This window comes from Pseudoalteromonas gelatinilytica (assembly GCF_001641615.1).
GTDB lineage: Bacteria > Pseudomonadota > Gammaproteobacteria > Enterobacterales > Alteromonadaceae > Pseudoalteromonas > Pseudoalteromonas gelatinilytica.
Genome location: NZ_LRRU01000023.1, coordinates 20,181 through 46,211 on the forward strand (window position 1 = coordinate 20,181; position 26,031 = coordinate 46,211).

At 38.8% G+C, this 26,031-nt stretch carries 32 protein-coding genes; 6 read left to right on the forward strand and 26 right to left on the reverse strand.

Annotated elements, in window-relative coordinates; genetic code table 11:
• The first annotated feature begins 2 nt into the window (after positions 1–2).
• The 3 genes from NH153_RS20100 (at position 3) to NH153_RS20115 (ending at position 5,503) form a co-directional block, all read left to right on the forward strand.
• Complete coding sequence (locus NH153_RS20100) at positions 3–4,028, forward strand: RHS repeat-associated core domain-containing protein (protein WP_063707266.1); 4,026 nt, start codon at positions 3–5, stop codon at positions 4,026–4,028.
• Between the two features lie 2 nt (positions 4,029–4,030).
• The gene (locus NH153_RS20105) at positions 4,031–4,333 is read left to right on the forward strand and encodes a hypothetical protein (RefSeq protein WP_063707268.1); all 303 of its coding nucleotides are present in this window, start codon (positions 4,031–4,033) and stop codon (positions 4,331–4,333) included.
• 759 nt (positions 4,334–5,092) lie between these two features.
• Positions 5,093–5,503, forward strand: coding sequence for a type II toxin-antitoxin system RelB family anti-toxin (locus NH153_RS20115; RefSeq protein WP_063707270.1), 411 nt, complete (start codon positions 5,093–5,095; stop codon positions 5,501–5,503).
• Positions 5,504–6,444: 941 nt separating this feature from the next.
• Here NH153_RS20115 and NH153_RS20120 read toward each other — a convergent pair.
• From NH153_RS20120 to NH153_RS20140, 5 genes are all read right to left on the reverse strand, one after another.
• Complete coding sequence (locus NH153_RS20120) at positions 6,445–6,660, reverse strand: hypothetical protein (protein ID WP_063707272.1); 216 nt, start codon at positions 6,658–6,660, stop codon at positions 6,445–6,447.
• A 199-nt stretch (positions 6,661–6,859) separates the two neighbouring features.
• Complete coding sequence (locus tag NH153_RS20125) at positions 6,860–7,258, reverse strand: hypothetical protein (RefSeq protein WP_062565547.1); 399 nt, start codon at positions 7,256–7,258, stop codon at positions 6,860–6,862.
• Between the two features lie 41 nt (positions 7,259–7,299).
• Complete coding sequence (locus tag NH153_RS20130) at positions 7,300–7,671, reverse strand: hypothetical protein (protein WP_063707274.1); 372 nt, start codon at positions 7,669–7,671, stop codon at positions 7,300–7,302.
• Between the two features lie 119 nt (positions 7,672–7,790).
• Positions 7,791–8,267: a hypothetical protein gene (locus tag NH153_RS20135; RefSeq protein ID WP_063707276.1), complete on the reverse strand. Its 477-nt coding sequence runs from the start codon at positions 8,265–8,267 to the stop codon at positions 7,791–7,793.
• A 119-nt stretch (positions 8,268–8,386) separates the two neighbouring features.
• Positions 8,387–8,788 carry a hypothetical protein gene (locus NH153_RS20140; protein WP_063707278.1) on the reverse strand — a complete coding sequence of 134 codons (402 nt, stop codon included), beginning with the start codon at positions 8,786–8,788 and terminating at the stop codon, positions 8,387–8,389.
• A 133-nt stretch (positions 8,789–8,921) separates the two neighbouring features.
• On the opposite strand from NH153_RS20140, the gene NH153_RS20145 reads away from it, so the two are divergent.
• On the forward strand, positions 8,922–10,076 hold the full coding sequence (locus tag NH153_RS20145; protein ID WP_063707280.1) for an IS110 family RNA-guided transposase: 1,155 nt from the start codon (positions 8,922–8,924) through the stop codon (positions 10,074–10,076).
• 416 nt (positions 10,077–10,492) lie between these two features.
• Here the strand turns inward: NH153_RS20145 and NH153_RS20150 are convergent, their stop codons facing one another.
• From NH153_RS20150 to NH153_RS20235, 18 genes are all read right to left on the reverse strand, one after another.
• The gene (locus NH153_RS20150; protein WP_063707282.1) at positions 10,493–10,915 is read right to left on the reverse strand and encodes a hypothetical protein; all 423 of its coding nucleotides are present in this window, start codon (positions 10,913–10,915) and stop codon (positions 10,493–10,495) included.
• 126 nt (positions 10,916–11,041) lie between these two features.
• Positions 11,042–11,320, reverse strand: coding sequence for a hypothetical protein (locus NH153_RS20155; RefSeq protein ID WP_055022527.1), 279 nt, complete (start codon positions 11,318–11,320; stop codon positions 11,042–11,044).
• A gap of 541 nt (positions 11,321–11,861) precedes the next feature.
• A complete protein-coding gene (locus NH153_RS20160; protein WP_063707284.1) occupies positions 11,862–12,266 on the reverse strand; it encodes a hypothetical protein in 405 nt (134 codons plus the stop codon).
• A gap of 121 nt (positions 12,267–12,387) precedes the next feature.
• Positions 12,388–12,861: a L,D-transpeptidase family protein gene (locus NH153_RS20165; RefSeq protein WP_063707286.1), complete on the reverse strand. Its 474-nt coding sequence runs from the start codon at positions 12,859–12,861 to the stop codon at positions 12,388–12,390.
• A 109-nt stretch (positions 12,862–12,970) separates the two neighbouring features.
• A complete protein-coding gene (locus NH153_RS20170) occupies positions 12,971–13,558 on the reverse strand; it encodes a hypothetical protein (protein WP_063707288.1) in 588 nt (195 codons plus the stop codon).
• A gap of 121 nt (positions 13,559–13,679) precedes the next feature.
• Positions 13,680–14,222 (reverse strand): hypothetical protein, encoded by a 543-nt coding sequence (locus NH153_RS20175; protein WP_063707290.1) that lies wholly within the window; start codon positions 14,220–14,222, stop codon positions 13,680–13,682.
• 118 nt (positions 14,223–14,340) lie between these two features.
• Positions 14,341–14,742: a hypothetical protein gene (locus tag NH153_RS20180; RefSeq protein ID WP_063707292.1), complete on the reverse strand. Its 402-nt coding sequence runs from the start codon at positions 14,740–14,742 to the stop codon at positions 14,341–14,343.
• A gap of 422 nt (positions 14,743–15,164) precedes the next feature.
• Positions 15,165–15,446: a hypothetical protein gene (locus NH153_RS20185; RefSeq protein ID WP_063707294.1), complete on the reverse strand. Its 282-nt coding sequence runs from the start codon at positions 15,444–15,446 to the stop codon at positions 15,165–15,167.
• A 102-nt stretch (positions 15,447–15,548) separates the two neighbouring features.
• A complete protein-coding gene (locus NH153_RS20190) occupies positions 15,549–16,025 on the reverse strand; it encodes a DUF4265 domain-containing protein (protein ID WP_063707296.1) in 477 nt (158 codons plus the stop codon).
• Positions 16,026–16,581: 556 nt separating this feature from the next.
• Entirely contained in the window at positions 16,582–17,136 is a 555-nt protein-coding gene (locus tag NH153_RS20200) for a DUF7638 domain-containing protein (RefSeq protein ID WP_063707298.1), read from the reverse strand.
• A 106-nt stretch (positions 17,137–17,242) separates the two neighbouring features.
• Positions 17,243–17,713 carry a hypothetical protein gene (locus tag NH153_RS20205; protein ID WP_063707300.1) on the reverse strand — a complete coding sequence of 157 codons (471 nt, stop codon included), beginning with the start codon at positions 17,711–17,713 and terminating at the stop codon, positions 17,243–17,245.
• Positions 17,714–17,841: 128 nt separating this feature from the next.
• Positions 17,842–18,198 (reverse strand): hypothetical protein, encoded by a 357-nt coding sequence (locus NH153_RS20210; RefSeq protein WP_063707302.1) that lies wholly within the window; start codon positions 18,196–18,198, stop codon positions 17,842–17,844.
• A 116-nt stretch (positions 18,199–18,314) separates the two neighbouring features.
• A complete protein-coding gene (locus NH153_RS20215; protein WP_240494392.1) occupies positions 18,315–18,965 on the reverse strand; it encodes a hypothetical protein in 651 nt (216 codons plus the stop codon).
• Positions 18,938–19,258, reverse strand: coding sequence for a hypothetical protein (locus NH153_RS20220; RefSeq protein WP_063707304.1), 321 nt, complete (start codon positions 19,256–19,258; stop codon positions 18,938–18,940). The genes NH153_RS20215 and NH153_RS20220 overlap by 28 nt, the downstream gene beginning before the upstream one ends.
• A gap of 118 nt (positions 19,259–19,376) precedes the next feature.
• Complete coding sequence (locus NH153_RS20225; RefSeq protein WP_063707306.1) at positions 19,377–19,751, reverse strand: hypothetical protein; 375 nt, start codon at positions 19,749–19,751, stop codon at positions 19,377–19,379.
• 28 nt (positions 19,752–19,779) lie between these two features.
• On the reverse strand, positions 19,780–19,947 hold the full coding sequence (locus NH153_RS21880; protein WP_167350251.1) for a hypothetical protein: 168 nt from the start codon (positions 19,945–19,947) through the stop codon (positions 19,780–19,782).
• A gap of 215 nt (positions 19,948–20,162) precedes the next feature.
• The gene (locus NH153_RS20230; protein WP_058584251.1) at positions 20,163–20,600 is read right to left on the reverse strand and encodes a hypothetical protein; all 438 of its coding nucleotides are present in this window, start codon (positions 20,598–20,600) and stop codon (positions 20,163–20,165) included.
• Positions 20,601–20,776: 176 nt separating this feature from the next.
• Positions 20,777–21,235 (reverse strand): hypothetical protein, encoded by a 459-nt coding sequence (locus NH153_RS20235; RefSeq protein WP_063707308.1) that lies wholly within the window; start codon positions 21,233–21,235, stop codon positions 20,777–20,779.
• A gap of 326 nt (positions 21,236–21,561) precedes the next feature.
• Here NH153_RS20235 and rlmF point away from each other — a divergent pair, with 326 nt between their 5' ends.
• Both rlmF and ltaE read left to right on the forward strand, forming a co-directional pair.
• Positions 21,562–22,467, forward strand: coding sequence for a 23S rRNA (adenine(1618)-N(6))-methyltransferase RlmF (gene rlmF / locus NH153_RS20240; protein WP_063707310.1), 906 nt, complete (start codon positions 21,562–21,564; stop codon positions 22,465–22,467).
• A 10-nt stretch (positions 22,468–22,477) separates the two neighbouring features.
• Positions 22,478–23,485, forward strand: a complete 1,008-nt coding sequence (gene ltaE, locus NH153_RS20245; RefSeq protein WP_063707312.1) for a low-specificity L-threonine aldolase — start codon at positions 22,478–22,480, stop codon at positions 23,483–23,485.
• Here the strand turns inward: ltaE and NH153_RS20250 are convergent.
• From NH153_RS20250 to NH153_RS20260, 3 genes are all read right to left on the reverse strand, one after another.
• Positions 23,468–24,052: a thymidine kinase gene (locus NH153_RS20250; RefSeq protein WP_062565567.1), complete on the reverse strand. Its 585-nt coding sequence runs from the start codon at positions 24,050–24,052 to the stop codon at positions 23,468–23,470. The two genes, ltaE and NH153_RS20250, sit on opposite strands and share 18 nt — an antisense overlap.
• 108 nt (positions 24,053–24,160) lie before the next feature.
• Complete coding sequence (locus tag NH153_RS20255; protein WP_063707760.1) at positions 24,161–24,628, reverse strand: methylated-DNA--[protein]-cysteine S-methyltransferase; 468 nt, start codon at positions 24,626–24,628, stop codon at positions 24,161–24,163.
• A gap of 2 nt (positions 24,629–24,630) precedes the next feature.
• The gene (locus NH153_RS20260; protein WP_063707314.1) at positions 24,631–25,980 is read right to left on the reverse strand and encodes a DNA-3-methyladenine glycosylase 2 family protein; all 1,350 of its coding nucleotides are present in this window, start codon (positions 25,978–25,980) and stop codon (positions 24,631–24,633) included.
• Positions 25,981–26,031 lie beyond the last annotated feature (51 nt).

A 26,031-nucleotide genomic window follows, 5' to 3' on the forward strand; every position in this document is an offset into this window, starting at 1 on the left:
TTATGAAAAAAATATTTAAATTAGGAATAATCAGTACAGGGCTTGTCGGTGCTATTTTTTCCACAGAAAGTGAAGCTAGAATTTCGACACAATGTCGAGATACGACCGTGATAGTCACCCAGAATGGAATTTCTTACAGCAGTACTAGTCTGACGTGCTGGAATAATTATATTCCTGACTTTGATGGAGCAGGCAGAGGCTCTAGAGGGAATACAAGTGGTGCAGGAGGGGGCAGTCACTCAGGCTCTGCATCAAATGACTCCAGTGATAGTGAACGTCAAGAAGGTGAAGGAGACAAAGGGCTATGTGCAGGTAATCCTATCGTAATTGCATCTGGAAATAAAATTCAGCCAGAAATAGACTTTATTGGTGCCGGTGGTTTCCCTCTGACGATTGAAAAGAATTATAATCATTTTGCTGAACGTACGGGAGTGTTTGGTAAAATGTGGTTGAGTAGTTTCGACTATAAATTGCTTTATACTGATACAACTGTTTGCACTATTGATCCTGAAGGTATCCCTACACCTGGATGCTGGGAAGGGTTTCCATCACAACCAGACACAAATGCTATAATCACAGTACTGAAACCAGATGGAGGAAAACGCGTTTTTCAACCTAGTGGCACTCAATATGAATGGCATGATAATGATTTTAAAGATGGAGCGAAAATTACTTTCAGTAATAATCACTTTACTCTGCAAGAAATAAATGGACTAGTTGAGGTTTATAATGACCAAGGGCAAGTTTTAACCCGCACTACCCCCGCAGGTCAAGTTCATACTTACGAATACACTAATGACCTACCAACTAAAGTTAGCTCATCAAACGGTAGTTACTTAAACTTAGAGTATAGTCTAGGGCGTGTCACTAAAGTGACAGACAGTAAAAATAATAGTTACGTGTATGAATATTCTAGCGGGAAGCTGTCAAAACAAACCATGCCTGATGGCTCGTATAAACAGTTTTATTACACCGATAGCAATAACCCTAATGCGTTAACTCAAATAAGAGTAAATGGTGAGGTGTACGCAACATTCACTTATGACCCAATTACGGGCAAGGCTCTCTCTAGTGCTCACGGAGCTGACGCAAATATAGAAAGGTTCTCATTTGCTTACTCTTCGAATAAAACAACGGTAACCAATCCGCTGGGATTAGTTACCGATTACGACTATATAAAAATTAACAATAAAAAAAGGTTATCATCGGTCAGTCGCCAAGATGCAACGTATTGTGCTTCAGCGAACCAGCAGTACACTTATGATACTAATGGATTTGAAGATAAGGTAACCGATTGGCAAGGGCGTGTAACAGATTATGACTTCAATGATGAAGGGCAGCTTAATTCTGTTACGGAAGCTTTTGATACGCCCGATGCAATTCAAACGAATTATACTTGGCACTCAACATTCAAACACTTAAAAACCAAGATTGAAACACCCTCCTTACGTACAGAGTTCGACTATGATGATAAGCAGCGTATTAAAAATATTACTCAGACTGATTTGATTTATGACGGTGTCCGAACGACTACTATGACGTACACCGAATATGTAAATGGTGCCGTAAAGAGCATGACAATCAACGGCCCTAGAACAGATGTGAATGACATCACTACTATTTATTTCAACGAGCAAGGTTTTATCACCAAGGAAGTCGATGCGATAGGCAATGAATCTACTTACGATAGCTTTGATGAGAATGGTAATATTCTTTCTGAAACGGCCCCTAATGGATTAGTTACAACGTATACATATAACATCAACAATCAATTAGAAGCTATCAGACTAGGAAGCCGTGCATCGTCGACCTTCACTTATAATGCACTCGGTCAACTAGATAAAGTTACTTCACCAGGAGGTGCATATATAGACCGCAGCTTCGATGATGGGTATAGAGCAATAGGCATCACTGACAACAGCGGTGCAACCCAATCGTATACGTATGACACCATGAGTAACCCCGAGGAAGTACGGTACAAATCCGGCGGTACGACCTATTATATTGGCAGTACCTCATACGATGAACTGGGTCGAGTACGCTTAATGGAAGGTCAAAACGGTCAAAGCCAAACCATTGTTTACTATTCCGATGGCAATGTTAAAGATATTACAGACGCAAAAGGTAATAAGACTAGCTATACTTACGACAGTCTTGGCCGATTGAAAACGACCACGGATGCGTTAATGAATGTCACAAGCTATGGTTATAACCAGCAAGGGTTACTGACGTCGGTGACGGATGCTAATGGTAACACAACGTCATACCTCTATGACGGCTTTGGTCAGTTAGTTTCACAAACAAGTCCTGATACAGGGACTACCACATTCGAATATGATAAAGCTGGGAACTTAATAGAAAAAGTTGATGCTAAAGGCACTGTTACAAGATATCAGTACGATACCCTAAACCGTCAAACTCTCGTGATTTCAGGTTTTGAAATGCAACAAAGTGTATATGATTCGAATGGAGACATCGGTTACTTGGCTGGTGTTGCTACGAGTGATAGCTGCTCCGCATATACCTATAATACTTATGGCGAGATAACGACTCAAAGCGAGCATATCGAAAATCAACTGAGTACTGTTCAATATAAGCCGGATAGTTTCGGTAGATTAAGTGAGATGACTTATCCAAGTGGTAATAAGGTTACGTACCATTACAATAGTATAAATAAAGTGAGTGCTATTACGGCAGTAATCGGTGGCGTAAGTAAAACTATCTTATCGAATATAACGTACAAACCATTTGGGCCAGCTACAGCTTGGTCATATGGAAACAGCTTAGCGCATACAATGAATTTTGATTTAGATTATAGACTTACGGAAATTACAACGGCTGGTAAGCAGAGCTTAGAATTCGGCTATGATTCGGCAGATAATATTGACTCAATTTTTAATACATACAACCCGAATTACTCACATACTTTTTCTCATACCGATTTATATCAATTAGAAACTATCTCGAGTGATGCTTACAGTAACGACTATAACTATGATGAAGTTGGTAATCGGCTTTCTAATGGCATAAATAGCTACACCTACTTTAGCGGCTCGAATCGAGTCAAAAAAGTCGGTGTGAATTATTATAATTATGATTTAAATGGTAATGTCGTCAGTAACAGTAATAAAACATACCGCTATGATGGTCTTAATCGCATGGAAAGTGTCACCAAAGGAAGTGTGACTACGGAGTATGGTTATAACTTAGCCAACCTAAGGGTTTATAAAAAGTCACCTGAAGCAACAGAACGTTATATTTATGATGTAAATGGGAGACTACTAGCAGAGCCTGACTCCGAAAAAGAATATATTTATCTCAATGCTCAAGTTGTAGCGTATATACTTAATAACCAACTTTATTACGTCCATAGCGACCAATTGGGCCGACCAGAGTTAATTACAGATACTAATCAATCAGTTGTATGGCGCGCTAATCTTAAAGCGTTTGACAGAACGGTTAAAAGCAGTTCAATAGGTGAGTTTAATATAGGCTTTCCAGGGCAGTACTATGACAGTGAATCAGGGCTTTGGTACAACATCAATCGTTATTACGACCCAGAAACGGGACGCTATACTCAATCTGACCCAATTGGATTGCTTGGTGGTATGAATACTTATGCTTATGTAGGTGGTAATCCTATCTCAAGAATAGACCCGTTAGGTCTTGCTCAAATATGCAAAAGGCCCCTTTCATTTGCTGGGGATTTTCAAACTAGTGGAGCAACAGGTCTAGACTTAGGTGTTTTCCACGAACATATCTTTTCCGAAGATGGTACTGGAGATAACTGGGGTTATACTAAAGGTGGTTTATTTGATGACAGCAAAAATAAAAGCAAATATCAATGTGATGCCAAGAGTTATGATGATGATCTAATTCGAGATGCAGTGAATGATGTGAAGAAAAATTACCCAAATGATGGCTATAATTTTCTTACCAATAACTGCCAAGACTTTGTAACGGATGTAATAAAAAGATATGGACAGCTTGAAATGCTGCAAAACATTATGGGTAAAGGTGGCAAATAGTGATGAGCAACAAACTGGTAAAGCATATGGGTATGCTTGCATTAATTGCTTTAATTTATCTGATGTTCTTATGCTCACTTGATCTTGTATTTGTATTATTACTAGAACAGAAACAAGGTTGGTACAATAGTTTAGTGCTACTAATTTTTACATTACCATTTGTTATGAGTTTCTACGTTTACAAAAAAGTAAGTACTTCAATTGCCTTTTTATTAGCAACCTTTATATGCGGCCTGTTAATAAGTTACGTAGAGCTTATGTGGGTTTCAATTGAGTTCCATACTTTAATTGGGGGAGATATATAGCTACTCCTTTTTAGCCTAGAAGTCATAGAAAGCCAGCACTGCTGGCTTTTCTTTTGCCTAAACCTACCAACAAAAAGTTCTGCTACTAATGCCCTTTGGTTTGGTGCCAAAATTTCTAATGGGCAACAAGTGATGATGGATTGTTTAAAATTTTAATTTGCTCAGGTGAAAATCCGTGGCGTAACAGTTCAAAATCGTCTAAATCGATGATTGCTTTTTTCCTTTACCAATGAGTTGATAATGTGAATGGCTGGATGTTAACACCTGATGAGCTTTAAGATCTCTCCACACGATCCGTGATGTAGTCACGTAGTCCCCTCCATAAAAGCGAAAAGTTTGGTCCTCTTGCACGGTCCCGTATAACACTTCACCGACCAATTGTTCCCCATCCATAACCGCAACAATATACCAATTTTTTACGGTGGTATTCATAAGCCACAACTCAATTTATTTGATGGCCTATGATAGAAAAATCTGGGTTAATAACATAACCGAAGCGTGGGTCTAATCCTGACTATTACCATAGTAAAGTGCTAACGAATAAGCAGAATACTGGTAACGTTTATTCAGAATATTGGAAACAGGAGAACAGATTTTGCAGCCTCTAGCTATTCAAACTATTAAAGTCACACCTTTAATATGCATCAAAAAGCCCTACATTACTATATAGTAACAACATAGTTAAATGATACTATATAGTAACTTAATCTATGCCTTATTATGATATAGTAACAAGAAAGAAGCGTTATAGGTGCACCTATGAAACTGTATGACGGTGAAAAATTAAAAAATGCACGTAAATCGAAAGGACTTACTCAAGAAAAAGTGTCAGAAGTTCTTAATATTGGTCGTAGGCAAATATCACAAATGGAAAATGGCATCTTTGATGGTGGAATTAAGTACCTTCTTAAATATTTATCACTATTAAATTTAGAATTAAGCATCACGCAGGGTAAAAGCGGATGGGATAACATTGACAGTACTTGGCCTACTACTTTTGAAGAAAATGACTCGCTACAAGATCCATTTGCTTCAAATAACCAAGCAAGTGGAAAACCTGCAACATCAACTATCGCCAGGTCAAATTTACCTCGAATCACCACAGACTTTACGATGCTAAACAAAGAAATAGACTCAATGTTCAATGATGAAGGTAATAAAAATGAATAATGATGTGTCACGATACTCAAATAAAATATTCTGTATACGTGTTTATCTCCTCTCATGGAAGTTTAAGTATAAACCAACCTTCGAGTGTAATAATTTCTATAACTCTCCAGAGCGCACATGCGACTAGCACCTGACAAGTGAAAGTGTTAATTGCTCAGATCCCCCAAACAATAAAGGTATACAGCCTTTATGTATCTGTTGAATTTGAGGTACATCATTAACTATGATTCGGTAGCCAGTCAAAATCACCGTCACCAAAGCCCTATTTTTGGGCCACTTCACCTGTTTATGTGCGCTACAAACCACTTGACCAGTAACTGGCTTCATATGTAGCATACAAGTTCGATAATCGAGTACAACGCCGATACTCTGCTCAGTAACGCCAGTTGGTTAGTGTTTTATGAATCTCATTTTGAACGCCAATTTTATAAGGGATCTCAAATTGAGTGGCAATTTCTTATTTTCTCGAATCTTCAACTCTTTGAATCCAAATAATAGTAGCTGCCTGAGATTCTCAAATTATGTGGCAATCGCCATGCCTGGCGATTGCCACTCAAAATGAGAATCTCAGGCACGATGAGATTTTGATAAAATAGTAACACCAATGCAGAGCCATTATTTATCGATGTTAGAAGTTCGAGTTACAGAAGCCTTTGGCTAAATGATCTCTAACGAAAAGCTATGAAATGGTGCTGAAAAAGTTTGTTTGATGATTTTAATGCTACGTAATTAACATATTCTGGAGAGACGGCCTTTTGCCATTTGCGGTCATTAGGCCATCATTGAGTGCGAGCAGACGTTGACTTTATCTGGACAAAAATGTTTAGAGTATTTATTTGGTAGCTCAACACTAAGAGGCTGGTAATGCAGGGCATAAACTTGTGTAGCGAAGCGAAACTGAGCCAAGCGTTAGCAGTCACACCTTAATTGGATTGTTATGTTTAATCACTAGGGCTAATGACACCCAAATTAAATTTATCCATTTCTTCTGGGTAATTAATTACAGTTGAATAAACCAAAGTTCCATTACAGCTTACTGTTACTTTATAAATATCGCTTCTAGATAATACCGTAAATCCTTCATTGAATTTTCCACTTACATCTCGGGTATAAAAGTTATGAATGATTTCGGCATCATTGGGGATTAATGAAAGCAAACAGTCTCCTTCTACTTCACCCGAAATAGAAACAACATTTTCACCTATTAATAATAATGAGCATCCGGAAACGAACCCAACACAAACGAGAATACAATATCGAATCATAAATTAAACATAATGCCATAATAAACAGCGCAAAATATCAGGCTAAACTAAGCGAAGAATGAGCGCAACCCCGCTGTTCTATGTCCATTGTTTAATTAATTTGTTCTGTTCTCTTTTTAAACTGTACGTATTTAACATGTACTTTATTACCGTCTGTACCAAATGCATTAGGTAATACTATTGCTTTTCTCAGCCCTCTTAATATTACCCTTGAATGTATTCGTGGTGGATTAATACTCAATATTTTTAAATTTATTACTTTACCTTCATTTGATACATCAAATTCCACGGTGGCTTCTGTATTTGTTACTGCACAAGCAGAAGGTAAAGAAGAGTTGAACCGTATTGTACTGGGTTCAAAAATACTGTCTTTACCTTCTATTGGTGCTGCTATGCTTATGGGCTCATCTAGCAAATCAACATCAGGGTCATTGCATGCTTTAGTTACGCCAAATTGGACACCAACCACAAGTAATAATGTGCTAATCATGATACCTCCTTAGAACATAACGCCAAGCTAAGCAGCGCCGGTTACGGCGTCTTGCTTGAGCGCCTTGTTAAGTGTGTTTTGGCTGCTAAGCCAGACCAAATGATAAATAAAATAGGCCATCCCAAAAACACAACCATTAAAGTCCCAATTCTGAGATATTCCCAAGGCTTTGTATTATCTTCCCAGCTACCCCACGCTAGTTTGATGTATTGCTCATTTACAAGCCAATCCGGAAATTCTCCGTTCGCAATCCTGCGAGCATAGTGGCCTTCTTCTCCGCCTCCTAAAAATAAATCTAATGTAGGGTAAGGTTTTAACAGTAAATAATAATCAAAGCTTCCACCCGGCTTGTGTTCTACGGTCCAAAATAACAAGAGAGTCATTACAATTAGTATGATGATTACTTTTTTCATACAAGCACTTAACGCCTCAGTTAAAAGGCAAAATTTGGTTGGCTATAATGTGAAGCGGAGCGAAACCAGCCAACTGAATTTTGTCCGCTTTTAAACTGTTTGTTATACGTATTTTACACCTATTTATCGCTGCTTAGTTGTTCAAGGTAACTTTTTAATCTTACAAAATCTTCAAGCCCACGTTTATCTGTTTGATATTCTGGCTCCCAATATGCTACGGCAGTGTATTGATACAAAGAGCTTTCTAGCATCCAAGTATCTCCATCCATTCCCCGAGTTTTATCTTTCGGAAACACCAGTGTTTTCTCTAACTTACTAACCAAATTTGAGTACTGTTCTTCTGTTAATTCAATACTTTTCTTTGATTTAATACCTTTCCAGTCATAACCCCCAGCGCCCTCATAAGTTGTAGTTATTAACTGATAGGGTTTGTGCCTAGTAACCTCATAGATAACAGGGTTTGAAAAAGTAGGTACTACTTTCATTTTTAAGACTGGTTGAAGATAAAAACCAGGGTCAGTGTATTCGATTGTATTTCGAGTAGATTTACAGCCAACAATTGAAAGTAGAATCAAAAAAATTGAAAAGTATTTCATATTACTAAACCGATCCTTCGATACGTATAACACTTGCCTAACCGGCGCAAAATAGCAGGCTAAAATTAGCGACGAGGAGCGCAAGCCTGCTGTTTTGCGTCCTTTAGTTTAGGCACTTGTTATGCGTCTTTTTGCCATGGCAGTTGAAGATACAACAACGCAGTAGACACAAAAATAATTGCAGTAAAAAATTTGGCTAACCTTATATTTATTTCGGAGTAGCCAATACTTACAGCTATAAAATAAAGTACCAGAATTGAAAGTGAAATAGCGAAAGCAAAAATAAGTGAACCAATAAATTTGTTTATACTTGATAACTTTAATTTTGTATAAGTGAAAACACCAATCAATAATGTAGGTACAAAAGCTAATAGAACTAAAGGTGCTGTCGGGTCTTCAATTTCGCCTTCTTGAAGTTCATCTATTGTTATTTTTACGATTAAACCAACTAACACAATTCCAACGAATTTGAGTGTTATTTTTAGATTTGACCAAAACTTAGGTTTGAATTCAGAGGTCAATTAGAAACTCCATTTTCTCGAGACGCATAGACATAATGACTCCCCATGAGGTGCTAGCCTCCGCATTTTCGTGGGTTAGCTAAAAGCCAGAGCCATAATTAGTTTGTCAAATAACTAAACAGCGGAGGCTAGCATGAACAAACATAGCATACTTTTTATTGGCTTAGACACACATAAAGAATTTAATGAAATCGCTTACCTTGAGGACCATCGAGGCGCACAACCCGTGCATTATGGCCGCATCCCTTCGGCTAAAGCTGCCGTTAAAAAGCTTATCAGACAATTTGAATCCAAGTATCCGCACGTAACTTTGCACTTCGTCTATGAGGCAGGTCCTTGTGGTTATTGGATATATCGGCTCATTACCAGCCTTGGCCATTGCTGTTATGTCGTTGCCCCGTCACTTATTCCCAAAAAGCCCGGTGAGCGTGTAAAGACCGATAAACGTGATGCCATTAAGTTGGTCAAACTACTGAAATCGGAAGACCTCACTCCCATTTATGTTCCTGAGCCTGAAGATGAAGCCGTTCGAGATTTATCCCGCGCCCGAGAAACGGCTATGAAAGATTTGAAAGACGCCAAGTACCAACTTAAAGCACTGCTCCTACGCAATAATATTAACTACAGCGGCACGGCAAACTGGTCGCTTAAACACCTGCGCTGGCTCACTGAATTGGTGCTGCCTCATCCAGCCCAACAAATTGTATTACAGGAATACATTCAAACCATCAATGAGCGGATTAATAGGCTGAGACGACTCGACAATGAACTTGAGTATCAGGTCAGAAACTGGCGGTATTATCCCGTAGTGAAAGCCATACAAGCCATGCGTGGTGTCAGACTGTTGGTAGCGGCAGGTGTGATTGCAGAGCTTGGCGACTTAACACGCTTCGACCACCCAAGGAAATTAATGAGTTATGTAGGCTTAGTCCCTTCAGAGCATTCCAGTGGTGGCAAGCGCCATTTAGGGGCAATCACCAAATGTGGCAATGGCCGAGCAAGACGGCTGTTAGTGGAAGGAGCGCACAGTTATCGCTATCAAGCCGCGGTGACCACCGAGTTACAAAAGCGCCAAGAAGGGTTGCCCAAACACATTGTTGATATGGCCTGGCAGGCACAACTCAGGCTGTGTCGTCGATATCAGCGTCTGATGCATAAGGGTAAGCATTATAATGTGGTGGTAACGGCTATTGCGCGGGAAATGATTGCCTATATCTGGGCGATTGCCAGAGAAACAGTATTAAGTCCGGTTAACCCAAAACTACGTATCGCACGGGTTCCGGCATAAAGTGAAAATCGGCTTTGAGTTAATACATTGGATCAAGCATCGGGTGTGGCACAACCACCGAGGGCGTTAGGATGGCAGTAATTAGCAATAATTATTGAACCACGAACATAGACTGAAGACAGGTGCTACGACGGGTTAAGTAAGGTAGGCTCTGCTCATAAAAGTGAGTAATCCACGGATACCAGCATGATAACCGACGACATTACTTGCTTCATTCGATGTGTTAACTCACTTTATTGAGTGAAAGACAGATTATAAAAGGCTTAAAAGTTTAGGCAGGGATCGGTGTACCCTGCTTGACATGGGGAGTCATACCAACGCCCGCATAAGTGGCGCAATAAAGCTTGGCTATAATAGCGAAGAATGAGCGCAGCCAAGCTTTTTGCGTCCACCCTTAATGCGATTGTTATACGTTTTTAATTGTGTGTTTGCAATGGGTAAAACTCAGGTTGCTCAACGTGTTGTTGAGCAGGAAAATCTGATTCTGGCGCAACAACATAAACGGTTCCGCTTAGATCAATTTGTAATTTAAACAAGTTGTAACTTGGTATCATTGAACGCTTTGCAAAACTGTGACTTACATATTCTGGCAAAAATTCCCAACTAAAATTATTGGATTTAACAGTTGCTTTTGCACCATTAGGTAAATCCCAATAATCTATAGTGATAGAGCTTGCTGGCTTTATATTATATGACGCTGAATAATCACCTTTATTTAATGTGAGTGTTATTTCCACGCCAGTGTTGTTATAAATCTCGAATTTTGAGGCAACAGAACAGGCTACAAGAAATAAAGTGATAAAGAAGAGTAAAGTAATTTGAAAAGACTTTAAATTCATAACCATCCCTGAGAAACGTATAACGCCCTGTTAATGGGCGGATTACGCTTGGCTAAAATTAGCGAAGAATGAGCGCCAGCCAAGCAGTAAGGCGTCCATTTTAAACAGCTTGTTAGGTTACGAACCTCAATCTACATTGTGATACTGTGCTGCTTGTTCGTAACAGTTAACACATACGACTGACATTTGATTAAACTCTCTGAATCTTTCTGTCATGCCGTCCTCTTCCTCAAAAACAGCCTCACATTGATAACACCAAGCTTGAAGATCATTTGGAACGCTTGAATTTTCAATGAAACCGAGAGGCTCTCCCTCAGGTTTGACAAGATGACCACATAGTACGGCAGCCACTCGCTTTCCATGCTTACCGCAATCAATATACATCGGTTCTATATCTGTACTCATTAGTAACCTAACGCCGCAAATAAACGGCAAAAATTAGTTGGCTAAAAATTTGTAAGGTACGAACAAAGCCAACTATTTTTTGTCCGCACTTTTTAATTTGCTTTGTTAGGTGTCTATTTTAACCAATGCTCAGGATACCAGCGACACCAAGCTAACTCCCAGAATTGCTTATTTGAAACTGGGTGAAGCTTTTTAAATACAGCTCTGTAACTAAACTAAACTGTAACAGTGTTCAAAAGGAATATAGAAGTTACTCCAAATAGGAAAAACAAAGCAACTACGCCACTAGGGTAGTTTTCTTCTAGGTATTCAAATACTGGTAACAACTTGAACATGACAACTATCGAAGGCAAAAAGCACAATAAGGAAATGGTATGCGTAAGTAGCTTATATTTGAATTTCAGTTGTTGAGTTAACACTCGTCCTCCCTAGACACCTAACGCCGCAATATGGGGCGTATTAAGCTTGGCTAAAATTAGCGAAGAATGAGCGCCAGCCAAGCTTTAGACGTCCCATCCATGATTGCCTTGTTAGGTGTACATTAACTCGGCATCCAAGCATTATCCATTTGACGACGCCTTAGCCCTTTTTCTATTTTTTCTCGCTCGGCTTTAGTTTTGCCAGAAGATTTATAGGTGTTGTTTTGGGTCAATTTAGGTAATTCTCTTATTCTTTCCCAATATTCGATTCGAACATCTTCATCAATATTTACGGTACTAGAAAATAAGGAGTCATTACCATCTTTACGCGGTGAAGAGATCCAAAAATCCTCAAGTGTACTTTCATCAAAGTAATTTGCTTTCAGAGGCATTCCTTTAGCCTTTTGAAATACTCTATCTTTATAGTACAGAGTGTTTCCTGATTTGGACAATTTGACCAAACCAATACGACCTTCACCTTGTAATCCATCGGACTTTAATTCGATGTACATAATCTTTGATTGCACGATATTCTCCTGTACACCTAACGCTTGCCTAACCGGCGCAAAATAGCAGGCTAAAATTAGCGACGAAGGAGCGCAAGCCTGCTGTTTTGCGTCCCATCATAATTGCCTTGTTATATGCCAATTACCACTCTATTTGGATTTTTGTGCCTACTTTAACCAAATCCATGAATTCATCCATTTCTGAATTTGTTAAAGCAATACAACCATTTGTCCAATTGAAATTTTGAGTAATTCCAGACAACCAACCCAACCAATTCCTTTGCCCATGCACCATGATAAAACCTCCAGCAGAAACACCTTTTCTTTTAGCATTATCTAAATCAGCTTCATTGGGATAATTGATGTGCATTGCTCGGTAAAAAGAAGAATCTTCTTTTTTATAGTCTAATGTATAAACACCTTCGGGAGTTTTCTGATCACCTTCTTGTTCCTTGTGACCTTTGGGTGCACCACCAAAAGCAACACGATATTCTTTTATTACTTTACCATCATCCAGTAAATACATTTTATTTTCTGACTTATCAATTTTTACTAAGTTAACCTCAGCAAAAGTTGAAAATGATAGAATACTCAAAATTAACGCAAATAGTTTCATGGCATATAACGCCCCAAGCAGGGGCAACTTTTAAGCTGGCTAAAATTAGGAGCGAAGCGACGGGAGCCAGCTTAAAATTGTCCCGTTGACTTGGCTTGTTATATTTTCATTACGCGGGACATTTTGCCTGCTGCATTTTGTTATCAATGTATTCTTGATACGAGTTATATCCGCCTAAATTCAACTTGGCGTCAGGATTCTTTGTTATGAAAACTTTGCTCATTTCTAAACTTTTCAAGAACATCTCACAACCTTTAGCAACATTGTTATCTGTAAGGTATGTAAATCCCATATGTAAAAAGGCGTTTGTTAAATTATCAAACTCCTTTTTCTCCTGGTATATGGAAACAGATTTCTCTAAATACTCTATAGAAGCATTATATCGATCATTGAAAGCTATTTCCCCACTATTAAAGCCAGTCTCTTTGTAATGTTCAGCATACCTATCGACAGCGTATGATCTCAGAAAAATAGCATAAGTGACGTACGCTTTTGCGAGTCCTGATTGATTACCTTCTTCTTTAAATATTTCAATTGATTCCAAAATGAGCTTTTGTGCAGGCAACGCTCTTTGTTTGGTGTCAAAGAGCCAATAAGCATCGGACAACTTTTGATTTGGATCGCTGGTGTATGGAACTAATGCAGCTGCACAACCAGTTAAAAAAATTATCGTAATGGCGAATAGAATATGACGCAAAACTAGATCTCCCTGAAAACATAACGCCCCAAGAAGGGGCAATAACACGTGGGCTATAATACGGAACGAAGTGACGGGAGCCCACGTGTTATTGTCCCGCTTACTTGGCTTGTTAGCCGTACTATTTAACCAAATTGAAGGAAGTTTTTAGAGGAATATTTATACCTCTTATTGAATCCTTCATATCGAAATAAACTGTCCAAACCCCATAGGGGTCTCCCTGTTCGCCAATATATTTAATCACGGTTTGTGTTAAAAATACGGAAAGAGGGCTTATATCGAGCTTACCTTTAGCACACGGGATATTTTTCTCATTTATTGAGTAAGTACCATCAGGCTTTTCTACTTTAATATCACATAAAATTTCGAAGTAATTAGATTCATTTAATTTTGGATTAGCGAAAAATGGAAGGATAGTTAACTCTTCACCTAGCTTTACATCTTTAGCTTCAGAAAAATAGGGAATATTTTCACTGGGAGTATTCCATTTTTCTTCCCAGTCTTTATCTGGCGTTACGACCAACCAGCCACCAAAACCAGATTTACTTTTCTGATTTTCTGTTTCAGGAGCTTTATTCCCATCTGGCGTTAACCAACTAAAATCATCATTGCTAATGGCATTACCTGAGAGAAGTATAAATAAAATAGGTAAGATTTTTCTCATAACTTTCCTTGTACGGCTAACGCCCTAATAATGGGCTTTTAACAGTTGGCTATCATGTGAAGCGAAGCGGAACTTAGCCAACTGTAAAAAGTCCCTGCCTGCATTGGCTTGTTATGTTTCATTTAGTAATGATAGGTTGCTTATCAATCTTTGTAATATTAGAAACTTCTGCAACACCGTAACCACCAAACATTAATGGTTGTGCGCATACTTTCGCACTCAAAGTGTAACCCAGTTTCTGCATATCTCGTGGGTTTACTTTCCATAGTTTTTGCTTATCTACACTTTCTATAAAGAAGCGTTTATTTTCAAAAGCTAAGGTTACAACGCTTTTACTTAAAACACCTGTTTCAAATATTTCTCTAGGAGTGAGTTGTATATCGACAAAATCATATACGACTTCACTTGTAATGCATTCAACTTTATCAAAGTTTGACAATCGATAAATAGTAACGCTTAAAACAAGATATAAAACGATAATGGAAACAATGAAAAGAGCTAAATACTTAAAGAATTTCACCAACCGTCCTTGAAACATAACATGTTTATAGCGAGCTAATCGCGCGTTTTCCTACCACAGCGTAGCTCGTTTTTCTTATTAGATTATTTCTAACAAACTTGTTAACTAATTACCAGTGTTATTAAAATTTAGGAGTTCTCGCTTTTACCTCAGGATAAAAACGAGCGATTGGGTCGTTTTCCTGACTATGCAAACAATATGCTTTGACGAAATAGAACAGTAATTTCGAACGGCCGAAGTTCGCTCTTTTGAGTCATGCGCCTAAACACGTTTAGGGCAAATACGCGTAGGCGAAAATTGGATAGAAATGAGTTTTAGTCGACGGGCGGTTCTGTGCCAGAAGCGGACGGTGGTAACGGCCGCCACAAACGCGATCAGCGTGTTGCGAAATGAGCCGCGCAGCGGCGTTTAAATGGCGCTTATTATGTGTTTTGGGCACTTAATTTTTTCCCTTTGAAATAGCACCATATAAAAGTTAAAACACAGGTGGCTTTAAGAGCCAATAGTTCCAATGGTTTCCACCATGCTCCTGTCTCAGCTTCGATTATGTCTGATACGCCAAATAGAGTGAATGCAACCGTAGCTACCAGAAAAAGCGTTAGCCAACGATTATCTCTGCGCCTAATGACAGCAGTAATTAGCATCCCTAAGCCAATACTGAACCATAAGCTAGCTTCAATATGGTTGAATGTTTCTATGGTCATAATTTACACATAACGCCCTGTTAATGGGCAAAATTATGTTGGCTAAATTGTGACGCGGAGCGAAACCAAGCCAACGTAATTTTGTCCACTTTAAACAGTTTGTTAGGCATCGTCATCCGGCTCAGCATCGAAGGATCCTGGAATTTGCTCGTCACATGTTTCATAAGCAAAAATTTCTTCCTCATCCCAGATATCAAACTTTTTGATTACATCTAAATAGCAAGCAGATTTACGAACATTGACAGTTAAGTATGTTTCATCCCATCTTTCCAATGAACAATCCAAATCGCGAATTTTTTCAATATAAAAATCTTGTTTATCTCTATCAATTGATTTGTCAAAAATTATTCTGAGAGTGCGGTTACCGCTTCTTGCTATGACATTTTCAATTTCCAATATGCCGTTATCGTCCTCAAAAGCTTTTACTTCATCCTTGAAGTTTAACGAGTACGAAAAGAATGGAACGTTTTCAAGCCGATAAATATTATTCCCTAGCGGCTCTGCCCACATAGACTCGCCACCAATCATCCAGTGATTGGGTAAAGATACGTGAACTTTAACTAATCCTTCGTTTCTCATTTAGATGCCTAACGCCGCAAATAAACGGCAAAAATTAGTTGGCTAAAAATTTGTAAGGTACGAACAAAGCCAACTAGTTTTTTGTCCGCACTTTTTAATTTGCTTTGTTATATGCCGATTACCAATTCGCCTGCTTAGTTTTTTTATAACCTAGCCACATAGTAATTACTAGTGTTAAACATCCCAACAAAATGAAAATAGCTGCTACATTTGGGGACTCTTGCACTATGCCAAGTTTTCCATTTAACCATGCAGGGAAGAATATACTAAACGGAATGTAGGTAACGATAAACAACAGAAACCAAATATATTGGCTAAACACGTTTAACAAACTACGACGATTAACCAGTTTAAGTTTATCTGCTAAATGTTTATGGAACTTTACGATACCCAAGCAGAGCCAAACATAGACCACAAATGAAACTACAAAAATAGCAATATTCACATAACTCTCTTAGGCATATAACGCCGTTGTAAATTGCAGTTTTGGAGGAGCCCGTTTGTGCTATTAAGCACAAAAAAGAGCGACGGAAAAACTGTCAATTTGACAACTTTGTTAGCTGCTGTGATTGTACCGTTCACGCCAATACTTAAGCCGCTCTTCCTCCACTTCTTTCCCCTCCAATACGTATCTTATTGGACCATCTTTAGAATCCATATCACCCAAAACATATCTTCTTAAGTGCTCAGGTGTAGATTCATATTCATCTTTTAGCTTCTTGGCAATATCCGAGTTCGGATTTCGAAGGAATTCACTAAATGCTTCTCGACATCTTTCAGAGCTTGATTTCCTACCCTGAAGCTCATCAAGAGTATCTCTAACTTCTTTGATAAACTCTCGTTCATCTATGTAGGTGTTTAAATCATCAGATTTACCAATAAACGAGTGAAACCTAGAAACATCTTCCCCTTTAGGAACTTGGGTAACAACCCACCCGGAATTAACTTTATTAACGAAGCCCTCGAAATCAACTTTTTCCCAGCAATCAATTACCCCATCTTCATAAACTTTGATGGTTACAAGATGATATTGCATATTGTGAATAAAGGCAGGTAAACCAATGCCTTTTACAATCTTTCCGTCTTTGCTCTCTCGATATATTTTTTCCATTCTTTATACCTGTAAAGCTAACGTTCAATTAACGGGTTAAAAATTGTGGGGTAAAATTGAGCGAAGCGAATAGCCCGCAAGTTATTTACCCCTGTTTAATTGCTTGTTAGCTCTCGTTTACTAACTTTGCCTCAACTAAAAATTCATAAAGCCCAGTAGTTATAAAGCGACCATAACTATTCTGAGTGTAACTTTCACCATCATAAACCCGATCTACAACAACAAAATACATTTCACCTCTTTTGGTAAGTGGAACCATCAGATTCAAACCTATGGTGTCGTTCTTTGTTTTAATTCTAATATATAGTTTGGTGTTTTTGGGTGGTCTCTTAGCGATTGATGCTTGCTCCGCACTAGTAATAGCATTAATTAATAGTTCTTTTGAATGGGTGGAATTTAATGCTGAATTTGTCACATTAATATACTCAGAATTTATCGCTTCAATTGAGACAATATCTTCAATAGTAAGACTACTAAATTTAGCTAGTTTATTTGATCCTTCTGAATTATCCCAAAAATAACCAATCCACCCATAAAAAATATAAGTGACAATTATAACAGCTAAAACTTTCCTCAATAGTCAATCCTTACTTTAAAAGCTAACGCCCGCATAATGGGCGGATTAAGCTTGGCTAAAATAGCGAGGAACGAGCGCCAGCCAAGCGTTAGGCGTTCATTATTAATGCGTTTGTTATGTGCTCTCAGCTAACCAGTTACAATTCTATGTTTTTGTTTGGCTGGTTCGGTTAGTGACCAACCCATCTCTTTAGCAACCAGCTTGGCAAGTGACCTAATTTTATCCCAATTAGAATCTTCATATAGAGCATTATTTTCAAGGTACATGGCTGAGAATTGCGCACCTGAATGCTGATTAATGAAAACATCTAACGCTTCAATAGATGCTGCTTGTTCAGGTGTTAAATCACTAATTTTCAAGTCGTCTAAGCATTCATTAAACTCAAGCACCAACTCATCACCAACAGCCGCGAAACTTGGATAAAGTGCCTCTTGAACTTTTGCTGATGCGGCAAGTGCCATAATCGAATTTTTCAGGTTGTCCATATTTCTACCGGAATACATAACGCCCGGCTCAACAAGCAAATTTTTGATGGCTACTTTTTTGCCACGCCAAAAAGGTGACAGCGGAAATTTGTCTGGTGCAGCCGCTTGTTAAGCCTTTATTGCAACAATGAACGTAATAATGGCGTACGATAATCATTGTCCTTTTCATTGAACTCCAGCTTATTCTCAGAAAGATCAATGTTTATGAAAACCTCAGAATACAGCGCTTCCTCTCCGTCAGGATTGAAGAAGAACTTCATTTTGCAGGGTGAGACCTCAAGCTGTTCAGGATTGCATGCAAGCCCAACCACTTGGGCGTATACCTCATTTGAAACCGATGCACCACTTACGGTAGCTCCGTAGAGACTAGCTAGTGATCTTATAAAGGCAACTGACTCCTCTCCGGTGTTCTTGAAGAATGCCTCTCCCCAATAAAAGGGATCATCAATACCTTCTACTGATTGCGGGTTCCACGATGGCAACAGCTCGATTGCAAACCCAACTATATCGCCTTTCAGGTTGCCTTTAACGACAACTTCATATGAACCAGATTCGAGCTTCTTGGAGTTCGAAATTGTAAAGGTCAGATCGACAAAACCATCTTCCTCACCAACAACTACTTCTGGATAGTCTTTGGCGGAAGAAAAAATACTCCAAATCATTATTAGTATTCCTAAAACGTATTTCATATATGCGCCCCAGCCCGCTTTCTGGCGACATAATTTTTTGTTATGCGTAATCATTTTATTGAACCACCATGCGCCCATATGCCTACTTTATTACCCGATGGATCAATTAGCTCCAAAAAATCTCCAGCAATGTTGATTTCGAAAGAATAAACAACTCCAGTCTTTTCGAGAGTTTTTAGAATAGTTATTTGTTTATCGCCTATATGAATTCCAAACTCTGCGCATGGGCAAGAACCATCTAAATCTAAAATTAACTCTCCTGCTAAGCATATTAGCCTTGTGTCAGATTGAGCTTTAAATAAAGACAACGTCGTGCAATAAAACTCTTTGGTTTCCTTAAAGTTATTTGAGTTAAGTGTTAGATAAATCATTCGTTTATGATGCTTCCTTGGGCATATTTCCTTACTAATTGGCGCGTAAATGCTTTGCTAAAATCAGCAACAAATGGCCACCAGCCAAGCTTTAGACGTCCCACTTAGAATTGCCTTGTTAGGTGAACTTTTCGACTATTTCAATAGCTCGTTGTTTTGTAAAAACACCATTAATTTCTGGATCTGTTAATTCAGCTACGTAGTCAAAAATTCCTTCCTCTTCAAAATCAACTAAATCACATAGTTGAAGAGCATCAGCAATAAAGCATAAGTGATTTTTATTTAGTTTATCTTGAATGAACAATTCACAAAGTTTTTTTATATCAGCAAAAGATATAGCAATCTCTTCATCTTCAATGACATCGAGAGTAATAGAAGAACCTTTGATATCCAATTTATTTTCATAATCTGAAAATTCAGTTATAAACTCTCCTAGAAACACTTCTGGAGATATGTACTCATTTAATAATTTGGATAGCGATGACAGCTTCACCTTTGCTCACCTAACAGTGTATTTTCTATTAGTCTTTACACTCAAAACCTTTAGAGTCGACTTTGGCGACGTTGTCTTTATTGCCACACTCTTTAATTGCCATCTCTGTGTGATTGTTCTCATTGTATTGTTTAGCAATTGCGCCAAGGCTTAGCACAATTACTACAGCTATCACTATTTTTTTAATTTTAGACATAAACATTCCTTTGAGAATAAACTATTTAAATACAAACAGTTGCGCTTGCTATTTTTGATAAAACTAAATCATATTGAAACCGATTTAACCATTCAAAAATGCAGCAAAATATTTTACAGTTCTGTTTAACTACCGACAACGAACCATAACCTTACCTTTTAACCCTTACAACAATGTTTTTTATGAGTAATTTAATTTATATCATGCAAAATCTGCTATGGTTTCCTCGGCGGTGGGATAACTTCAGGAGGGCTTTCAACGAATAATAAATCATTGATATTTAGCTTTACTCTATTACCGCCACACATCACAAGGCCACCATCTTTGGTTGTTGAGTAATTTAAATAAATCTCGAAAGTGTTTACCAAGTTAGGGTTAATAACGATGTATGTTTCTTTAAAATCTGGGTAAATGTGAGCATCTTCAAATTTTAAGCTAACACTTTGCTCGTTCTCTTTGTACAAATTAATCTCTGTTAAAAAAAGATCACCATTTTTCTTAGGAACAAAAATTTCGTAAAGTCTTAGGTTATTTTGCTCATTCCTTTCATCTGATTTTGCAAATGGTACTTTTTCAGCTTGCTCAGTATTTCCCATTGCTTGAGATGTAAAAGATATAAAAATGAATAAACACACCGCGAATAGTTGTTTCATTGGCTTCCTTGTTGTTATGGCTTTCCAAACACAATATGAACCCATAAAGGGCCTAGTAGAGGGTTCATGCGATTGAATATTTAGTCCTTTGAGAATTGATACGTGACATTTTGGCTCAGCAACTATTAACGAAAAGGCTAAAACAATGAAACCAGCCGTTACTCTTACCCCTAAACTTAATCAATAAGCGCCATCGAATTTAAATTAAAGTTATAAATAGAGAATGACTCACCTTCTTCTTTTAACGTGACAGTTATTTTTGCGTCTCCATTAGTGTATGAAGCTGGAATTAAATAAGTAACATAAGTACCTGAACCACCTCCAGTGACAGCTTTAGAGCTAACATTTATAAATTCAAATTCACCTAGTTCTTTTAATTCGCCCAACTTTGAGAATGCACGCATGATTTTAGAAATATCTTCATCTGTGGCATTTTCAATTGATGATGGGGTCATATAGCTTTTGAGAGTCTGAGGGTCCCATTGAGAGATATCTGTAATTGCTGAATTTAGGTAAGGAATAGCAGTTTCTTTGTAAGCAGAGGATTTATTCGCAGTCCAAATTGCTAAAAGTACAAATAAGCTAATTAACACTAAAAATGTTATACCAATTCCTTTAAGTATCTTTTTAACCATGATTTTTATTATTTTTCCTTGATTGAATCACTTACGAATTTATCAGCTTTAAATGTCTTATGGTAGTACCCAATGTGACCCAATTTGTGTCAAAATTTTTTAAACACAAATTTTAGTTGCTTGTATCATCCCCAAAATCTCCGTTCTTTCGCTATTAACCTCAACTAGCCCATACTTTGAGTAAATCCACTCAATCAGTTTTCAACTTATTTTACTCACCATGTATTAATGCTACTAAGCAAAAATATCCACCGCAAACTAACTCAGAGCAAAGATTTATTTGGTACAATCAGCCTTTGATATGGCTAACAGATAGGTTTTCCTCAATGCATCCGCGAAATCGCCACTTAAATGGCTACGACTTTACTTTGCTATGCAAAGATACTCCTGCCCTAACACCTTATATAACGCAAACGCCAGCGGGCAATGATACCATTGATTTCACCAATGCATTAGCGGTTAAAACCCTCAACCAAGCGTTATTAAAAAGCCATTATAAAATCGATTTTTGGGATTTACCCGACAACTACCTTTGCCCGCCAGTTCCAGGCAGAGTGGATTACATTCATCACTTAGCCGATTTATTAGCAAGCAATAACCAAGGTCATATTCCGACGGGAAAGCAAGTAAAAGCGCTTGATGTAGGCACGGGTGCAAATGTGATTTACCCGCTTACTGGTAATCACGAATATGGCTGGCACTTCACAGGCTCCGATATTGATGCCTTGTCTGTTAAAATTGCTAAACAAATTGTGCAATTTAACCGCCTGAAAATTAATGTTAAGCAGCAAAACAACGCCGATAAAATGTTTACGGGCGTGATATCGAATAAAGATGTTTTTCACCTAACTTTATGCAATCCACCATTTCATGCCAATGAGCAACAGGCCAAAGCAGGTACTGAGCGTAAATGGAAAAACCTAAACAAAGCGCCACAAAAAGCACTTAATTTTGGTGGCCGCCAAAACGAGCTTTGGTGTGAAGGCGGTGAGCGCGAATTTATCAGTAAAATGTGTATTGAGAGCCAAGAGTTTGCAGAGCAATGTATTTGGTTTACATCGCTTGTTTCAAAGTCTGACACTTTGCCGCATATAAAAAAGTTGCTTAGCACACTTGATGTGAAAGAAGTAAAAGTTATAAAAATGGCACAAGGCCAAAAAATGAGTCGCTTTATTGCTTGGAGCTATTTTGACCAAGCCGACCGCGAAGCCATTCTTAACGAACTAGTATAAGGATAATAAGATGATCGACTTTCGTTCAGACACAGTTACAAAACCAACAGCAGCCATGCGCGCGGTAATGAATGATGCCCCTGTAGGCGACGATGTTTATGGTGACGACCCAAGCGTTAATCAGCTTGAACAATATGCTGTTGAGCGCCATGGCTTCGAAAGTGCTCTTTATTGTAGCTCTGGCACGCAAGCCAATTTACTTGCATTGATGGCACATTGTGAACGTGGCGACGAATACATTTGTGGTCAACAAGCACATAACTACAAATTTGAGGGTGGCGGTGCTGCTGTATTGGGTTCTATTCAACCACAACCAATTGAAAATAATGCCGATGGCAGCATAGATTTAAACAAAGTTGTGGCTGCAATTAAAGCTGATGACTTTCACTTTGCTAAAACCAAACTACTTAGCTTAGAAAACACCATTGGCGGCAAAGTTCTCCCACTAAGTTATCTAAAAGAAGCCAGAGAGTGTGTTGATAAACATAACCTTGCTCTGCACTTAGACGGTGCCCGCGTGTATAACGCGGCGGTTAAGTTAGGTGTTGATATCACTGAGATCACCCAGTATTTTGATTCAGTGTCTATTTGCTTATCAAAAGGACTCGGTGCGCCTGTTGGCTCACTATTATTAGGTAGCAAAGCACTGATTGATAAAGCGCGCCGCTGGCGTAAAGTACTTGGTGGTGGTATGCGCCAAGCGGGTATGCTGGCAGCTGCTGGCCAGTATGCACTTGAGCATCATGTAGCAAGGCTTGCTGAAGATCACGATAACGCGGCGTATTTAGCTGAGCAGTTAAACACGTTAACTGGTTTTGATACGTCAACTTTTCAAATCGATACCAACATTGTTTACGCAAATGTTGCCGAACATATCGATTTAAAAGCAGTGGCACATGCGTTAAAAGAGCAAAACATGGTGTTTTCACCGGGTAAACCACTGCGATTAGTAACCCATTTAGGCGTCACTAAGCAAGATATTGATAGCTTTATCTCGGCATTAGCGGCCGAGATTTAACGCTTCTTTATAATGTTTGCGGCACACCGATACATATCGGTCGTTGCCGCCAATTTCTACCTGATTACCGTCTGCAATCGCATTGCCATGCTCATCAGTACGCAGTACATGGTTAGCTTTACGACCGCAATGACACACTGTTTTTAACTCAATTAGTTTGTCAGCCCAGGCAAGTAGGTATTGTGAACCACTAAATAGCTCACCTCTAAAATCGTTACGTAAGCCATAACACAGCACCGGAATACCAAGCTCATCAACCACATCTGTTAATTGCATTACTTGGTCTTTTGATAAAAACTGACACTCATCAACTAAAATACAATGGCGCTTTTGCTCTGCATTTAATGATTTGATTAGCTCAAATACATCTTTATCTGCATCAAAAATATGCGCATCAGCCTGTAAACCAATACGTGAAGACACCTTGCCAACACCTGCTCTATCATCAATAGCCGCTGTTAAAATAACAGGTTCCATACCACGTTCGCGGTAGTTAAATGCAGATTGTAAAAGTGTGGTAGATTTGCCTGCATTCATTGCAGAATAATAAAAGTACAGCTGTGCCATGATGTTGCCCAAATTTTAAAGTCGCAATATGCTACCCTAATCGCGCGACAACATCATCTATTACCTTACTCTTATTACCTCAATCGTTGTCCCAGTAAAATTGCTGTTTTATAACAAGCCTTCGTGTTTCAGTAACCACTCTTTTCTTTCAAGGCCACCTGCATAGCCTGTGAGTTTACCGTTTGCACCAATAATTCGATGACACGGCACAATAATGCTAATCGGGTTTTTACCATTTGCAGCGCCTACTGCACGCACCGCTTTTGGGTTATTAATGGCAAGTGCAATATCTTGGTAGCTTTTGCTTTGACCAAACTTAACATCCATCAGCGCACGCCAAACTTGCTTTTGAAAGTGAGTACCTTGGGTATCAAGGGGTACTGTAAAACGTGTACGCTCACCGTTAAAATATTCATTAAGCTCACTTATACAAATTAAAATGGGTGTAAGAGTGTGCTCATCAACAACCTCTGTTTGCATTGCAACCACCGGGTAAAAGCCGACGTAACTGACGCCTTTTGATGTACTTTGAATGGTAATATCGCCAATCGGGCTTGGCATAATAACTTGTTGCATACTCATAATTGTTGCCATAGTTGAAAAGTTAAATAAGAGCGAAATGGCGCGCAGTGCTCGCTATTAAATTCGCTGATTCCAGCGAGGGCTTTTTTAACCCCTAAGTCGCCTGCCAGTAAAATATCGGGGTGGCTTTGACCGCGTAGCTTGGCGTAATTAACTGTCCACGGGCCAATACCTTTGAGCTCAAGCCAATTATTAAGCTCTTGATTATCTGGGTTTTGCTGACAATAAGCACTTAAACGCCTTAGCGCATCTTTGCGTGATTGTGGCATTTTAAAAAAATCGAGTTCAGAATTGGCAACCCATTCAGGGCTTGGAAAATAGTGGTTATTACTTTGCTGATTAAACTCACTTACAAGCTGTGTTACTAGGTTATGAGCCGCTGTAACACTCACTTGCTGACCAAGTACCGCACGTATCCCCGCTTCATAGTCTGACCAAATTCCCGGCAAACGCAGCCCAACACAAAGCGGCATCGCGCCTTTAAGCTCTGCATCTAAATGCTGTTCAATAGTGTGCGTGTCGGCGTCTAAATCAAGCACACGGCGAATGTTATGGATCACTTGCTGTAAATAGCGGGTGTTATCAATATCAATTGCTACTTTAAAATGGTTTTTATGCTCAACAAAATGCGCTGTGAATTGCCCTTGGCAATATTTATCTTTAAAAGTGCGACCATAGCTTGTTGCGCTCAACCATTCTAGGCCGCTAATTAAACGGCGCTGCAAAAAATCATGGAGTGCTTGCCAGTTATAAGGCGGCCTAAATGCCAGTGTTAAAGTTAATGTTGAGGCTGTTTTTTTATCTGACTTGCGTAACTTTGAAGGGGCAATATTTAACTGCTTTAAAAAAGCATCATTAAAACGACGAATACTATTAAAACCAGAAGCAAATGCGATATCTGCCACCGACAAATCTGTTTGTTGTAATAGCTGCTTGGCAAAATTGCATTGGTTAAATAATCGATATTGGGTGATCGACAGTCCAAAATGTTGGTTAAACAAACGGCGTAAATAGCGGCTCGACACGCCGAGTCTATCGGCTAAAACCTCACAGTCGTAAGCCTCGCCTTTATCAATCAGTTGTTTGGCACGTAATGCGGTGGTTTTAGTACCTAGCCAAGCGGGGCTATTCGGTGCACTATCTGGGCGGCAGCGAATGCAGGGGCGAAAACCATCTTGCGCAGCTAAGTGCGCGTATTGGTAGTATTCAACGTTCTTTTCTTGTGCTGTTGGTGCGGGGCAAATGGGTCTGCAATAAATGCCAGTACTTTTTACCGCCACAAAAAACACCCCATCAAAGCGTGGGTCGCGGCTTTGCCTTGCAGTTTGCCATTGTTGGCTAGTCATAATTCTTCTCGTAACACGCTAATACCGTTAGCTTAACTGAATATTATTTTT